This is a genomic window from Acinetobacter sp. YH12095 (assembly GCF_013419245.1).
In the GTDB taxonomy this organism is placed as follows: domain Bacteria; phylum Pseudomonadota; class Gammaproteobacteria; order Pseudomonadales; family Moraxellaceae; genus Acinetobacter; species Acinetobacter towneri.
In genome coordinates this window covers 98,537-113,415 of the sequence record NZ_VPAL01000001.1, presented here as the reverse complement: position 1 = coordinate 113,415, position 14,879 = coordinate 98,537, and the positions used below count along the sequence as shown (strand labels likewise).

The 14,879-nt window shown below is 42.1% G+C and carries 11 protein-coding genes and 1 pseudogene; 7 read left to right on the top strand and 5 right to left on the bottom strand.

From position 1 onward, the window contains the following. Positions 1-10: 10 nt before the first annotated feature. The 4 genes from FTU35_RS00540 to FTU35_RS00525 all read left to right on the top strand — a co-directional run bounded on the left by FTU35_RS00540 (position 11) and on the right by FTU35_RS00525 (position 5,628). Positions 11-3,190 carry an efflux RND transporter permease subunit gene (locus tag FTU35_RS00540; RefSeq protein ID WP_180064423.1) on the top strand — a complete coding sequence of 1,060 codons (3,180 nt, stop codon included), beginning with the start codon at positions 11-13 and terminating at the stop codon, positions 3,188-3,190. Beyond that, positions 3,190-4,635 (top strand): multidrug efflux RND transporter AdeIJK outer membrane channel subunit AdeK, encoded by a 1,446-nt coding sequence (gene adeK / locus FTU35_RS00535; RefSeq protein ID WP_179991168.1) that lies wholly within the window; start codon positions 3,190-3,192, stop codon positions 4,633-4,635. The genes FTU35_RS00540 and adeK overlap by 1 nt, the downstream gene beginning before the upstream one ends. A gap of 143 nt (positions 4,636-4,778) precedes the next feature. After that, complete coding sequence (locus FTU35_RS00530; RefSeq protein WP_004972285.1) at positions 4,779-5,135, top strand: YbjQ family protein; 357 nt, start codon at positions 4,779-4,781, stop codon at positions 5,133-5,135. Between the two features lie 31 nt (positions 5,136-5,166). Next, the gene (locus tag FTU35_RS00525) at positions 5,167-5,628 is read left to right on the top strand and encodes a YbjQ family protein (RefSeq protein ID WP_004972286.1); all 462 of its coding nucleotides are present in this window, start codon (positions 5,167-5,169) and stop codon (positions 5,626-5,628) included. Between the two features lie 27 nt (positions 5,629-5,655). Here FTU35_RS00525 and FTU35_RS00520 read toward each other — a convergent pair whose 3' ends face one another. The 3 genes from FTU35_RS00520 to FTU35_RS00510 are packed head-to-tail and all read right to left on the bottom strand — an operon-like array spanning position 5,656 to position 8,027. Then, on the bottom strand, positions 5,656-6,453 hold the full coding sequence (locus FTU35_RS00520) for a hypothetical protein (RefSeq protein ID WP_179991152.1): 798 nt from the start codon (positions 6,451-6,453) through the stop codon (positions 5,656-5,658). 56 nt (positions 6,454-6,509) lie between these two features. Further along, the gene (locus tag FTU35_RS00515) at positions 6,510-7,316 is read right to left on the bottom strand and encodes an SDR family NAD(P)-dependent oxidoreductase (RefSeq protein ID WP_179988541.1); all 807 of its coding nucleotides are present in this window, start codon (positions 7,314-7,316) and stop codon (positions 6,510-6,512) included. Positions 7,317-7,358: 42 nt separating this feature from the next. Further along, the gene (locus FTU35_RS00510) at positions 7,359-8,027 is read right to left on the bottom strand and encodes a hypothetical protein (RefSeq protein ID WP_179991153.1); all 669 of its coding nucleotides are present in this window, start codon (positions 8,025-8,027) and stop codon (positions 7,359-7,361) included. Between the two features lie 251 nt (positions 8,028-8,278). Here FTU35_RS00510 and FTU35_RS00505 point away from each other — a divergent pair, with 251 nt between their 5' ends. Beyond that, positions 8,279-11,173, top strand: a complete 2,895-nt coding sequence (locus FTU35_RS00505; RefSeq protein WP_179988540.1) for a valine--tRNA ligase — start codon at positions 8,279-8,281, stop codon at positions 11,171-11,173. A 64-nt stretch (positions 11,174-11,237) separates the two neighbouring features. Next, positions 11,238-11,813, top strand: coding sequence for a hypothetical protein (locus FTU35_RS00500; protein ID WP_136144609.1), 576 nt, complete (start codon positions 11,238-11,240; stop codon positions 11,811-11,813). Positions 11,814-11,961: 148 nt separating this feature from the next. On the opposite strand, the pseudogene FTU35_RS00495 reads toward FTU35_RS00500, so the two are convergent. After that, a pseudogene (locus FTU35_RS00495) lies at positions 11,962-12,350 on the bottom strand (endonuclease domain-containing protein). Positions 12,351-12,499: 149 nt separating this feature from the next. Between FTU35_RS00495 and FTU35_RS00490 the strand changes: the two are divergent. Continuing rightward, entirely contained in the window at positions 12,500-13,177 is a 678-nt protein-coding gene (locus FTU35_RS00490) for a YetF domain-containing protein (RefSeq protein WP_178866190.1), read from the top strand. 272 nt (positions 13,178-13,449) lie between these two features. Here the strand turns inward: FTU35_RS00490 and FTU35_RS00485 are convergent, their stop codons facing one another. Then, positions 13,450-14,733 carry an MFS transporter gene (locus FTU35_RS00485; RefSeq protein WP_179991154.1) on the bottom strand — a complete coding sequence of 428 codons (1,284 nt, stop codon included), beginning with the start codon at positions 14,731-14,733 and terminating at the stop codon, positions 13,450-13,452. Between the last annotated feature and the right edge of the window lie 146 nt (positions 14,734-14,879).

The window sequence follows — 14,879 nt, the reverse complement described above, 5'->3', positions numbered from 1 at the left end:
GTAGACGTTAATGGCTCACTTTTTTATTCATCGCCCCATTTTTGCATGGGTGATTTCAATGGTAATCATGTTGGCGGGGATTATTACCCTCACCAATATGCCAATTGCCCAATATCCGACCATTGCACCGCCAACGGTCACCATTGCTGCAACCTATCCGGGTGCATCTGCTGAAACTGTGGAAAACACAGTAACGCAAATTATTGAACAACAAATGAACGGCTTGGATGGTCTGCGCTATATTTCATCCAACAGTGCGGGGAACGGTTCTGCATCCATTACGTTAAACTTTGAACAAGGTATCGACCCAGATATTGCACAGGTTCAAGTACAGAACAAATTGCAATCTGCTACGGCGCTCTTGCCTGATGATGTGCAACGTCAAGGCGTGAAAGTGACCAAATCAGGAGCGAGCTTCTTACAGGTTCTCGCTTTTTATTCACCTGATGAAAGCCTGTCTGCCGATGATATTAAAGACTATGTTAACTCTAACATTTCTGAACCGCTGAGCCGTGTTGCAGGTGTGGGTGAAGTACAAGTCTTTGGTGGCTCATACGCGATGCGTATTTGGATGGACCCTGCCAAAATGGCGAGCTTGCAAGTCACACCAAGTGATATTGCTCAAGCGATTCGTACCCAAAACGCACAGGTTGCGGTAGGTCAATTGGGCGGCGCACCTGCAATTCAAGGTCAGGCTTTGAATGCTACGGTAACTGCACAAAGCTTGCTACAAACACCTGAACAATTCAGCAATATTTTCCTAAAAAATACCGCTTCGGGCGCTCAAGTGCGCTTGGGTGATGTCGCACGAATTGAACTTGGTGCAGACAACTATCAGTTTATTTCTAAATACAACGGCAAGCCTGCGGGCGGTGTCGCAATTAAATTATCTACAGGTGCTAACGCCCTAGATACTGCTGCTGCTGTAGAAGAACGCCTTAAGCAATTACGTCCTAACTACCCTGCGGGTTTAAAGGATGAGTTGGCTTTTGATACCACGCCATTTATTGAACTTTCAATTAAGAGTGTTGTTAAAACCTTAATTGAAGCGATCATTTTGGTCTTTATTGTGATGTTCCTGTTCTTGCAGAACTGGCGCGCCACAATTATTCCAACCATGGCCGTGCCTGTAGTGGTACTGGGTACCTTTGCCGTGATCAACATGTTTGGCTTCTCGATTAACACCCTGACCATGTTTGCCATGGTACTGGCGATTGGTCTATTGGTCGATGACGCAATTGTCGTGGTGGAAAACGTAGAACGTGTCATGGTCGAAGAACATCTTGACCCTGTGGCGGCGACTGAAAAGTCGATGAAACAGATTTCAGGCGCACTGATCGGGATTACCTCGGTATTGTCTGCGGTATTCGTACCTATGGCATTCTTTGGTGGGACTACAGGCGTTATTTATCGTCAATTCTCAATTACGCTTGTGACTGCAATGGTGTTGTCACTGGTCGTAGCGTTGACCTTTACCCCTGCCCTATGTGCCACGATTCTTAAACAACACGATCCAAACAAGCCTGAAAGCAACGGTATTTTTGCGCGTTTCTTCCGCTGGTTTAACCGCAGTTTCGATAAGCTCTCGGTTAAATATCAAGGTGGTGTTAACCGCATGACGCATCATAAAATCTTCTCGGGGGTTTTATATGCAGTGGTACTGGGCATTATTGTGTTAGTGTTCCAAAAACTACCATCATCATTCTTGCCTGATGAAGATCAGGGCGTGGTGATGACATTGGTACAACTCCCACCAAATGCAACTTTGGAACGTACTGACGCCACCATGACCAGCATGACCAACTTTTTCAGAGAAAATGAAAAAGAGCATGTGCAGTCGGTATTTAGTGTTTCAGGCTTCTCTTTCTCAGGCGTTGGTCAAAACGCAGGTATGGCGTTCATTAAGTTAAAAGACTGGAGTGAGCGTACAAGCCCTGAATCTCAAGTTGGTGCAATTATCCAGCGTGGTATGGCACTGAACATGATTGTGAAAGATGCCACTTACATCATGCCATTACAGCTTCCTGCGATGCCAGAATTAGGTGTCAGCTCAGGCTTTAACTTGCAACTGAAAGATGCTGCGGGCAATGGTCATGAAAAACTCACCATGGCACGTAATATTGTGTTGGGTGAAGCATCTAAAGACCCTCGCTTAATGGGCGTACGTCCAAATGGTCAAGAAGATACACCACAGTACCGTATTATTATTGACCAAGCGCAAGCAGGTGCGGCAGGTGTCAGCATTGCTGAAATCAACAGCACCATGGGCATGGCTTGGGGTGGTTCGTACATCAATGACTTTATTGACCGTGGTCGCGTGAAAAAAGTCTATGTGCAAGCCGAATCTGATTCACGCATGATGCCTGAAGACCTGAACAAGTGGTATGTCCGCAACAACCGTGGTGAAATGGTGCCATTCTCTGCCTTTGCAACAGGTGAATGGACTTATGGTTCACCTCGTTTGGAACGCTATAACGGCGTATCTGCCAAGAACATTCAGGGTGCACCTGCGCCAGGTGTCAGCTCTGGTGAAGCCATGCAAGCGATGGAAGAAATTGTCGCAAAACTACCATCTATGGGCTTAAACGGCTTTGACTATGAATGGACAGGTTTATCACTTGAAGAACGTGAATCGGGCGATCAGGCACCATTCCTCTATGCACTGTCATTACTGATTGTATTCTTGTGTTTGGCAGCCTTGTATGAAAGCTGGTCTATTCCATTCTCGGTGCTGTTGGTGGTACCGTTGGGTATTGTCGGAGCATTATTGCTCACCTTCGGGGGCATGATCTTGTTCAAAAACCCGAACCTATCCAACAACATTTACTTCCAAGTGGCAATTATTGCCGTGATTGGTTTATCAGCCAAAAACGCGATTTTGATTGTGGAATTTGCCAAAGAGCTACAAGAAAAAGGTGAAGACCTGTTTGAAGCGACCTTGCATGCTGCAAAAATGCGTTTACGCCCAATCATTATGACCACTTTGGCCTTTGGTTTTGGTGTATTGCCGCTTGCACTTTCATCAGGTGCGGGTGCAGGTAGCCAACACTCAGTAGGTTATGGTGTGTTAGGTGGTGTGATTAGCTCAACCTTGTTAGGGATCTTCTTTATTCCTGTATTCTATGTCTGGATTAGAAGTATCTTTAAATACAAACCAAAACAACAAAATAATCAGGAGCATGTATCGTGATGCAAAACTTATGGTCGCATACAGGCCGTGGTATTGCGGTTTCTGCCCTCGCGCTTGCTTTGACAGCTTGTCAAAGTATGCGTGGGCCAGAGCCCGTCGCTCAGGCAAGTATTCCAAGCAGCTATACTGCTGCTGCATCGGGTACTTCAGTGGCTGAACAAGGTTATAAAGATTTCTTTGCCGATCAACGCTTATTACAAGTTTTGGATATGGCATTGAACAATAACCGTGATTTACGCACAGCGACGCTGAATATCCAACGTGCCCAACAAGCCTATCAAATTACCGAAAACAACCAGTTACCTACCATTGGTGCTAGCGGTGGCGTACTGCGTCAAGACCAAGGTACTGCTTTAGGCACACACACACGCTATAACGTTGGTTTAGGTGTAACTGCCTACGAACTAGATTTTTGGGGTCGTGTACGCAGCTTAAAAGACAATGCATTAGATAACTTCTTGGCAACTCAAAGCTCGCGTGATGCCACACAAATTGCCTTGATTGGTCAGGTGGCGCAAGCATGGCTCAACTATTCTTTTGCCAATGCCAATTTAAAACTGGCAGACCAAACCTTAAAAACACAGCTTGAGTCTTATAACCTCAACAAAAAGCGTTTTGATGTCGGCATTGATAGTGAATTACCTGTCCGTCAGGCACAAATTTCAGTTGAAACTGCACGTAATGATGTCGCCAACTACAAAACCCAAGTCGCGCAAGCACAAAACTTGCTGAACTTGTTGGTGGGCGAACAAGTTCCAAGTGCGTTATTGCCAACGCAGCGTGTGACGCACATTACCAAAACTACCGCAATTGGCGCTGGCTTACCAAGTGACTTGCTGAATAACCGTCCTGATATTCGTACTGCAGAGTATCGACTATCGGCTGCGGGTGCCAATATTGGTGCAGCAAAAGCACGTTTATTCCCAAGCATTAGCCTCACGGGCAATGCAGGCTATGCATCAACTGACTTGAGTGATTTGTTTAAATCAGGCAGTTTTGTTTGGGCAGTAGGCCCGAGCATCGACTTGCCAATTTTTGATTGGGGCACACGCCAAGCCAACATCAAAATTTCAGAAACGGATCAACAAATTGCTTTGGCTGACTATGAAAAATCAATTCAGTCTGCATTCCGTGAAGTGAATGATGCTTTGGCAGTTCGTCAAAATATTGGTGATCGTTTAGCGGCACAAAAACGCTTGGTTGATGCGACCAATACCACTTATAAATTATCTAATGCACGCTTCCGCGCAGGCATTGACAACTATTTAACCGTGTTGGATGCACAGCGTACGTCTTATGCAGCAGAACAAGGTTTATTGTTGTTGGAACAAGCCAATTTGAACAATCAGGTGGAGTTGTATAAATCTTTGGGTGGCGGTGTGAAAGCCAACACTTCAGATGCTACTTTGCAACCTGCATCATCGGCAGAACGTAAAGCGCAATAAGCCTTTGCGTCTACCTTAAATTTGCTGCTTAACAGCTCAGATATAAAGACTAAATCAGCTCACTTCGGTGGGCTTTTTTATTGCTTTTTGCAAGCACATTTCATATCTCGCAGATTCGTCTTGTTTTTAAATATTAGAATCTTATGTTGCTTAGTAATCTTGAATCTGTACCAGGTCATCGTATTTCACGGCAAATTGATGTGGTCTATGGCAGCACCGTACGCAGTAAGCATGTGGGGCGTGACTTCTTGGCAGGACTCAAAAATATTGTCGGTGGTGAATTAACGGCTTATACCGAATTACTAGAAGAATCACGCCAAGAAGCGATGGATCGTATGATTGCTAAAGCACGTGGTTTAGGTGCCAATGCTATTGTTGGGATTCGCTTTTCTACTTCAAATATCGCTCAAGGTGCTTCGGAATTGTTTGTTTATGGTACAGCAGTGGTGGTCGAGGCAGATATTCCTAAACTTCCAGACCCATTTCCAGCATCACACTAAAGCAAAGATTATTGAACAGGAATAACATCACATGGATAATTTAATTCTGCAAATTGTTGTCTTTGCGATTTTATTTGCCGTAGGCTTTGGTTTTGGGCGACACAACGAACGCAAACATTTCAAATATTTAGCCGAGCAAGAACTGCGTTTAAGTTATATTCAGATTGATAATAACCGCTTCCAGACCAGTCCCAATTTTGGGCAATTGATACACAGCAATGTGGTCATTTCTCATGATTATTTTAAGTTTGTGATTGCCAATATTCAGAACTTCTTTGGCGGGCGCTTGACCAGTTATGAAAGTATTGTCGAGCGGGCGCGTCGTGAAGCCATCGTCCGTTTAAAATTAGAAGCTGAAAAAATGGGCGCAAATCATATTATGGGGCTGCGTTTAAGCACCACAGAATTGGGGATGCAAGGCGGCATGGTCGAAGTCTTTGCTTATGGAACGGCGGTTCAAAATAGCGTTAGTCAATTCTCTGCAAAACGCTGAGTACATCTTTCAGCGTTTGTAAAGAATTTAGTATAAATACTGATCTCGATAAGGCTGAGGAATTTGATATTGCCGACCATCAAATTTTAAAGTGAAACGCTGTTGAGTAGACACTCGTTTAGTTTCTTTGCAATTTTCTAAATCGCCCGACATTTCATAATGTTGAATACGATCACGTAATTGCATATCAAAATATTGTCGAGTTGTATTTCGCAAGATCATTAAAATAGCTTTGCTTTCTATTACTTTGGCATTACAACGTGTATCGGTTTCTGCCTGATAGCGCGCTACGATTAAGCCGTTTAAAATTTTCTTGTTATGTTGTAAATCATATAAATCGAGTACTTGCGCCGAAAATGGATTGGCACTTGAACGTCCTGCATAATTCCTTCTTAAACCAATTGCCCTTAAGCTTTCAGAAACTTGATACGGCGCCAAATCTAATTGGATAGAACGCAGTTCAATTGCATCTGAAGGCAAAAGCTCTTTCACGTGATAGATTGAATGAAGCTTTTGCGTTTTACTATTTACGGTTAAAAAAGTCAGCTGATAATCATCTACAGGTTGATCATCTTTTGTCTGAGTTTCAGCATAAGCAATTAAAGTTTGTTCAGGAACATTGGGGAAATCCGCACAAGCCAAAAAGTCCTCATTCACTGTGGTTGTATTTGTGTGCTGTCGTAAAATCTTTTCAATATATTCAGGTTGTTTACACAACGAATCATCGTTTGTTTGTAATTTGGCAAATGTCGTTTGAGTCATCCCTAAGAAAGTGAAAAGCCACGCGCTGATAAATAAAAAAATACCTTTCATCATTAAACGCATGGCTCATCCTTCTTTTTGTTTTTATTATTTTATTTTGAAGTCACTTTGATTAAAAATTACTTCACTTTGGTTTTACGAATCATTTTATATAAAGTACTTGGCGATAAACGCGACACCAACACGCCCAGTTTTTCTTTAGCGCCCCCGACCACGATATATTCATCGCCTGCCATGAGTGCTTTAACTGTATTTTTAGCAAAAACATCGGCATCTAAACCATTTTCAATGGCTTCATCTTGATGTCCTTGTGGTTTGCCTTCACCATTCAACGCATTAAAAGACACATTGGTATTCACAAATCCTGGGAAAACAACTGAAACCTGTACGCCCTGCTCCGCTACTTCGGCACGCAAACTATTCGCCCACATGTGAATGGCACTTTTCGCTGCAGAATATGACGCGCGATATTGCGTACCCAATAATGCTGCAACACTAGATACAAAAATAATGCGACCATGTTTTTGCTGTAAAAAGGTCGGCAAGACAGTTTTGGTCAGAAAGACCTGAGAAAAATAATCCACTTCCATAATGGTGCGTTCAGTCAGCATGGTCGTATCAGCAATTAAAGCGCGCTGACTTAAACCTGCATTATTAATTAGCCAGTCAATGCGTCCTTTACGTGCCAACACTTGTTCATACGCATGTAACACCTGACTTTCATTGGTAATATCGGCACATACAGAAAGATGACGTTCAGGATTCAGCAAACTCACGCGTACTTTTTCAAGTTCTTCATAACGACGTGCGGTTAAAATCACTTGTGCACCTTGTAAAGCACACTCTTTTGCTAATGCCTTACCAATGCCAGAAGATGCACCTGTAATCCACACCACTTTATGTTCCAAGTTTTCCCGTTTTGCCATAACCGTTTGTCCGCGTTATTTAAAAATTTAAGTCATCAAAATTTAAATCTTGGGCTTTGCAGGATGCTGCAAAAACCCAAGAAAATGGTTTAAATATATCTCTGCACTTTCTAAATCGAATTGCACACCCATTTTTTCTAGGCGTTTATACCCCAGTTGCGTAGTCAAATGAATCACGCCGTTTAAAGTTTTATCGACCACCAAATTAAATTTCAGCATTTTTTTCGGATCACGAATTAAATAACCCACGCCCTGATCAATAATTTGAGTAAACCCTTTAAATGCAGGCGCAATACATGCACTGTTGCCCTGCCGAATTTGCTCAATACAACCCAACGTTTCTTTCATAACAATACTATCGACAGGATAAGTCACAAAACCTTGCCCTTCCTGCTGATACATCATGCTTGCCAGATAATTCACCATAGGCGTTAAGCGTTCATTGCCAAAAAACGACACCGACCATGGCATATATTTTTGCATGGTTTGTATGACTTGCTGAATAATTTTTTCAGATTCACCATCCAGTGAATGACTAGAACGTGACAATTCACCAAAAAGTTGCTCAATAATTTCACAAGAAATATCGGTCAGTACCGCCCCCAAAGCTTTAGATAAACTTTCCGATTCACCTGCATTGAGTTGTTGATGAATGTGTTGAAATCTTTGATATGTTTCTGGTTTTAATTTTAAAGATACAGCATAAGTCATAACTGAACTTGCCTATTTTGACCGTATTGATGTGTTTTCATCTATTTTAAAATCCATTGCTTAAACCCAGTTTAAAACAGTGTTACAGGCAACGGAGAACTTGAAGTTTTTATCATACTTGTCGCCCATCATACGATGAGTTTGCCCAACTGCCAATTGCGATAAGTTTGGCTGAGTTGAATCTCGCTTAGCGGGCAATTTTTTTGCTACAATAGTTGCAATTTTTTATTCACTTTTAACCTGTTCTTACTATGACTGATTCAGCGCAAAATATTGCTACAACCTACGATCCTACCGAGATCGAGAAAAAATGGTACAAGACTTGGGAAGAAAACGGCTACTTTAAGCCGTCTGAAAAAGGCGAATCATTCTGTATCATGATTCCGCCGCCAAACGTCACAGGTAGCTTGCACATGGGTCATGGTTTTAACAACGCCATTATGGATGCCCTCACGCGCTTTAACCGTATGTCGGGTAAAAATACTTTATGGCAACCAGGTACAGACCACGCGGGTATTGCCACACAAATGGTAGTAGAGCGTCAATTGGGCGCGCAAAATATCAGCCGCCATGACTTAGGTCGTGAAAAATTCATCGAAAAAGTCTGGGAATGGAAAGAACAATCTGGCGGTAACATTACCCGTCAAATCCGCCGTTTAGGTTCTTCGGTAGATTGGTCACGTGAACGCTTCACTATGGACGAAGGCTTATCGAATGCGGTGAAAGAAGTTTTCGTGAAACTACACGAAGAAGGTTTAATTTACCGCGGCAAACGCCTTGTAAACTGGGATCCAAAATTACAAACTGCCCTTTCTGACTTAGAAGTTGAGTCGGATAAAGAAGAACAAGGTTCATTGTGGCACTTCAAATATTTCTTTGAAGATAAATCACTACGCACTCACGATGGTAAAGATCACATTGTAGTGGCAACCACTCGTCCTGAAACATTGCTGGGTGATACTGCGGTTGCGGTTGCCCTTGATGATGAGCGTTACTCGCACCTTGTTGGTCAAAACATCATCCTCCCAATTACAGGTCGTGCCGTTCCAATCGTAAAAGATGAGTATGTCGATAAAGAATTCGGTACAGGTTGTGTAAAAATTACCCCTGCACACGACTTCAATGACTATGAAGTCGGTAAACGCTGCGAATTGCCAATCATCAATATCTTCAACAAAAATGCTGAAGTATTGGCTGAGTTTGAATATATTGCGAAAGCAGGCGAACAAATTTCTAAAACCATTCCTGCACCTGCAGACTACATTGGTTTAGAGCGTTTTGAAGCACGTAAAAAATTAGTTGAACAAGCGAAAAGCGAAGGTTGGTTAGATCAAATCCAACCGTACACCTTGAAACCACCTCGCGGTGACCGTTCGGGCGTAATTGTTGAGCCATTATTGACTGACCAATGGTATGTGAAAATTGCACCGTTGGCGCAGCCTGCAATTGAAGCGGTGCAAGATGGTCGCATCAAGTTCGTGCCTGAGCAATACAGCAATATGTATATGGCGTGGATGAACAACATTCAAGACTGGTGTATCTCGCGTCAATTGTGGTGGGGTCACCGTATTCCTGCTTGGTACGATGCTGAAGGCAATGTTTATGTAGGTCGTAACGAAGAAGAAGTTCGTACGAAAAATAATATCCCTGCCGATGTTCAATTAAACCAAGACGAAGACGTACTGGATACATGGTTCTCCTCTGCACTTTGGACATTCTCGACCTTAGGTTGGACGGGTGATGCCAAGAAAGATGCAGAAAACTACTTCTTAAATACCTTCCACTCCACTGATGTATTGGTGACAGGTTTTGACATCATCTTCTTCTGGGTGGCGCGTATGATCATGATGACCATGCACTTCATGAAGAATGAAGATGGCACGCCACAAGTACCGTTCAAAACAGTTTACGTTCACGGTTTGGTACGTGACAGCGAAGGTCAAAAAATGTCGAAGTCTAAGGGCAACGTGCTTGACCCATTAGACTTGATTGACGGTGTAGATCTTGAAACTTTAGTACAGAAACGTACGACGGGTTTGATGAACCCGAAACAAGCAGCGAAAATTGAAAAATCGACCCGCAAAGAATTCCCAGAAGGGATTCAGGCTTATGGCACAGACGCGGTTCGTTTTACCTTCTGCGCATTGGCAAATACAGGTCGTGACATCAAGTTTGATATGAAACGTGTGGAAGGTTATCGTAACTTTGCCAACAAAATTTGGAATGCTACCCGTTTTGTATTGATGAATGTTGAAGGTCAAACGGTTGGTCAAGAGGCACGTCAAGACCTTTGGGAATTGCCTGAACAGTGGATTGTGAGCCGTTTACAAAAGGCAGAGCAAGCTGTTCATCAAGCGTTTGCAACTTACCGTTTAGACTTGGCTGCGCAAGCGATTTATGACTTTATTTGGAATGAATACTGCGACTGGTATGTAGAGCTAACCAAACCTGTTCTGAATGATGAGTCTGTTTCTGAAGAACGCAAAGCCGAAGTTCGTCGTGTATTGCTTGCGGTGATGGAAGCTTCTTTACGTCTTGCTCATCCAATCATGCCGTACTTAACTGAAGAAATTTGGCAAACCCTTGCGCCAATGATTGGCTTGGGTGGCGAAACCATTATGTTGGCAAACTACCCTGTTGCAGATGAAGCCAAAATCAACGAACAAGCCGAAGCAGATATGCAATGGCTACAAGGTTTGATTGGTGCGGTGCGTAACATTCGTGGTGAAATGGGTCTAGGTAATGCACGTTTATTGCCTGTACTTTTACAGAACACGACTGAAGCAGAAAAAGCACAAATTTCTCGTATTGAACCGTTGTTTAAAGCATTGGCGAAAGTTGAAAGCATTACCTTCTTGGCAGATGGTGAACAACCACCATTGTCTTCTTCTTCTGTAGTCGGTCACGTGTCTGTATTCGTTCCAATGAAGGGTTTGATTGACCCGAAAGCAGAATTGGGTCGTCTACAAAAAGACTTAGACAAGGTTCAAAAGCAGCATGACCAAATTGCAACTAAACTTGCAAATGAAGGTTTTGTGGCGAAAGCCCCTGCGGCTGTGGTTGAAGGCGAGAAAGTGAAACTTGCTGAATTTGCAGATCAGTTAGCGAAAATTAAAGCGAATATGGAGCAGATTGCAGCGCTTTAATGTGTTGTTAGCTTGATCTAATTTGTGTATAAAGGGCTGATTATTCAGCCCTTTGTTTTTCAATATGAGCCAAGATGACATCAATAAATATAAAATTCTATTTGAAGTTTCCAAGCATGAATATCAACTAGAGATCGATAGAAGTAAATCACTGGATGATAAAGCAATTAAATATTCAACAATGGTTGGTATTGTGATAGTTGCCTACTCAGCAGCACTAACCAAGTTAGAAACTTTTACTGCTTATGCTTGCACTTCATTAACTAAATGGATTTTATATATTTTATGTGTAATCTTGTTTATAGCAATTCTAAGCTGTTGGTATAAAATTGCAAAAGTACTTAGTCTTTCTGCACTAGAAAAAGTTCCGTTGGATGACACCAATTTAATTAACACTTTTATGGATAATGACGAAAGAACATGCCTGTGGTATATGGGAGAAATTTATCAGGATTTAATTTCTCGAAATGCCCAAATGCTTGAAGACAAAGTTATTGCTTTAGAGAAAGCTTATTCAGAGATTAATTGTGCAGCAGCTATTTTTAGCATATTATGTCTATATCTATTAATTTTATGGTTAACGGGAGAATGCAATGTCCAGACATACACAGAACTCTCAAAACTCTACATCAAGAAATAATCAAAATACTTTAACAACCCTAACAGCTTCTAGCCGTCCTAGACCTACATGGGTTAAAGATTCTGTTAATTTACCGTCAAATTACAGAGTAACTACGGAAAGTGCTGATCCCCGTGTAGATTTTGAATCAAGCAATCGTCGATAATTTTCAAAATACCTCTTTAATAAAAGAGGTATTTTTCAATTCAGAACACACCTGCCACAAATCCTCCAACACCACATCCACCCTTCCCAACACATCAGAATTCCAATACTGCACGACAGTTAAGCCCAAAGTCTCTAAAAACTGAGTGCGCTCGACATCATAAGCCTGACCATTTTCCGTATTGTGCTGACCGCCATTCAACTCAATGACCAAGCCAATCTCATGACAGTAAAAATCTACAATATACGGTTCAATCATCTACGGACGTCTAAATTTGAGCACCATAAAGCGTTTGCACTAAGTAGTTGCCACAGCAAATTTTCAGCATCCGTAGCAGCATGACGCATAGATTTGGCAAATTGTAATAGTTGTGAATTCATCTTCTGATTCATTATTTTTGTATTTATAGTTTTTAGGCAATATAACAAATTTCTATGTTTCTAAACCACTAAAATAATTGCAGTTCTTTACTCAAAACCACTATTTTACCCACTCAATTTAAGCATAGTATCAAGCATCAAAATAACAAAATAGACAATCTATGGATTGGTTCACCATCTTCATTCACGACACCACATGGACATTTGTTGCAGAATTAATGATTCGTGCTGCACTCATGTTTGGCATGATTATTCTATTTTTACGCCTCACAGGAAAACGCGGAGTACGCCAGCTTTCTATTTTTGAATTGGCCATTATTTTATCGCTCGGTTCTATTGCGGGCGACCCTATGTTCACTGAAGATTTACCCTTGGTACATGCCTTGGTGGTGATGACAGTGGTGATTGGGATGTATCGCCTGACCACATGGCTCATGATGAAATACCAACCCTTTGAAGATTTGATTGAAGGTAAATCGCTATATATTGTAGAAGATGGTGAATTGGTCTTAGAAAAAATTAAGTACGGTAAAATGTCGCATGATGAATTCTTTGCCGAAATGCGCCAACAAGGCGTGGAGCATTTAGGGCAAGTACGTGTTGGCTTACTAGAAAGTGATGGAAAATTCAGCATGTTGTTTTTTCATGGCGATGCCACACGCTATGGTTTACCCTTATTTCCTAAAGCTTGCCAACTCGCGTACCGCATAGTTCCACACACTTATTATGCCTGCATGTATTGCGGGCATGTCCGTTTACTTAAACATGCCAATGAAGTCTGCCCGCGTTGTAATCACCAACAATGGACACAGGCAATCAATACCCCATACCGCAGCTAGAATATGCTGATTTTACCTGCAACACATCTCTATGCGACTTAAACTGTCGCAGGATTGTCATAATTTAAAGTTATACTGCCTGCGCTGCCGAAGTGAAGCACTGAAAGCGCAAATAATAATTTTTGAAAATCACAAAAACGAGATCGGTATCTGCTTCAATGTGGATACCTTTTATACTCCAGCGACTCTTTAAAGGTCGCTTTTATTTTTTCCACTCAATGAATTTTTTAAAGTGGTTTAAGCCTGTCATTCTGTCTTGATGATCTATCTTCTTATTCGAGCGTGGATGAGTGAGCGCTTTTCGCAAGCTTTGCCCATTTCCAGATCGTGACAAGGCATAAAATCGCAACAACACAAATCAACAGCAAGTAATTCGCATAGCCTAAAGCATCGCCCAACATTCCACTCAGGGTATAGAGTACCCCGCTCACAGTCGCCATAATCGCAACCTGAAATGTAAAGTCGGTCCCTGCGTATTGTTTACGGCTGTACTGCATAATCAAGGTCAGCATCACCACAAGTAACATGGCAGAGCACAAATCTTCTGCAGCATTAATGCTATAAATCAGCCAGTGTGCAACATCAACTTGCTGTTCATACAATTCAGCCAAATAAGCATAGGCCACTAAACTCAAAATTTTAAGCACAGAAAAAATGATGAGGGCATGCGCTCTAGACCACCATTTCAGCATCAACCCTGCGATGCCTGCACCTAACAAAGCGGCCATGGCTCCCAACATGGTCACATAAATGCCAATTTGAGAAAAGCTTAAGCCTAAATCTACCATTAAAGGTTTTAATAAAGGGCCAGCCAAACCATCGGCAATTTTAAAGCTGAGTAACACCCATAGCCATGCGTACAGTACAGGCGTTTCCACAAAATAGCGCAGATATTCACGAATCGCAGCAAGACGTGCGTGAAATGACATTTTACTTTGAGCTTGAACAAGCACTTGTTTAGCAGCATGTTGTGGCTCTTTAAACATTAAAATTGGCAAGGTATTTAAAAACACCAATCCCGCTAAAATCAGAAAGGTTTTTTGCCAATCTAGCCAATCCAATGCCCACAGAATTGCTCCACCACCGACAATAAAGCCCAGTCGTGAACCAACCACCTGAAAGGTATTACCCCAATGTTGCTGTTTGGCTTGTAAAATATTGACCGCCAAACCATCGGTGGCAATATCTTGGGTTGCACCGACCAAGTTCATACCGAGCAAAGCCACAAAAAACACCCACAAATATATAGGATGATTTAAGGACTCAATCGGTAAAAAGGACAGCCCAATCAGCACCAAAACACTCAGCCACTGGCACGGCAAAATCCAGCTACGATAATGCCCAAAATATGAATGTCCAAAGCGATCCACCAAAGGTGCCCAAAACACTTTGATTGACCATGGCAGCATTAACAAACCGAAACCGCCAATATGTGCCAAAGACACACCTTGCGCACGTAAAATCACAGGCAAGGCATGGGTCATAAAACCAACAGGCAAGCCCTGCGCCCAATACAGAGAAAATAACAACAAATAAGTTTGGCGCAAATTGGGCATAGCATCTCAATTTAGATATGGGCAAAAGATCAAAAAAACGCAGTACTACACTAAAATTTTGAATAATGGATTGTTATTTTTCATCACTTTCACATTCAGATTTCGACTATTTTGCCAATGAATCAGACAAAGCGAAAGTCTAATAT

Bases quoted from the DNA above. Each gene is read 5' to 3' on its own strand.
- FTU35_RS00540 (WP_180064423.1), top strand. From the start codon at position 11: ATGGCTCACTTTTTTATTCATCGCCCCATTTTTGCATGGGTGATTTCA.
- adeK (WP_179991168.1), top strand. From the start codon at position 3,190: ATGCAAAACTTATGGTCGCATACAGGCCGTGGTATTGCGGTTTCTGCC.
- FTU35_RS00530 (WP_004972285.1), top strand. From the start codon at position 4,779: ATGTTGCTTAGTAATCTTGAATCTGTACCAGGTCATCGTATTTCACGG.
- FTU35_RS00525 (WP_004972286.1), top strand. From the start codon at position 5,167: ATGGATAATTTAATTCTGCAAATTGTTGTCTTTGCGATTTTATTTGCC.
- FTU35_RS00520 (WP_179991152.1), bottom strand. From the start codon at position 6,453: ATGCGTTTAATGATGAAAGGTATTTTTTTATTTATCAGCGCGTGGCTT.
- FTU35_RS00515 (WP_179988541.1), bottom strand. From the start codon at position 7,316: ATGGCAAAACGGGAAAACTTGGAACATAAAGTGGTGTGGATTACAGGT.
- FTU35_RS00510 (WP_179991153.1), bottom strand. From the start codon at position 8,027: ATGACTTATGCTGTATCTTTAAAATTAAAACCAGAAACATATCAAAGA.
- FTU35_RS00505 (WP_179988540.1), top strand. From the start codon at position 8,279: ATGACTGATTCAGCGCAAAATATTGCTACAACCTACGATCCTACCGAG.
- FTU35_RS00500 (WP_136144609.1), top strand. From the start codon at position 11,238: ATGAGCCAAGATGACATCAATAAATATAAAATTCTATTTGAAGTTTCC.
- FTU35_RS00490 (WP_178866190.1), top strand. From the start codon at position 12,500: ATGGATTGGTTCACCATCTTCATTCACGACACCACATGGACATTTGTT.
- FTU35_RS00485 (WP_179991154.1), bottom strand. From the start codon at position 14,733: ATGCCCAATTTGCGCCAAACTTATTTGTTGTTATTTTCTCTGTATTGG.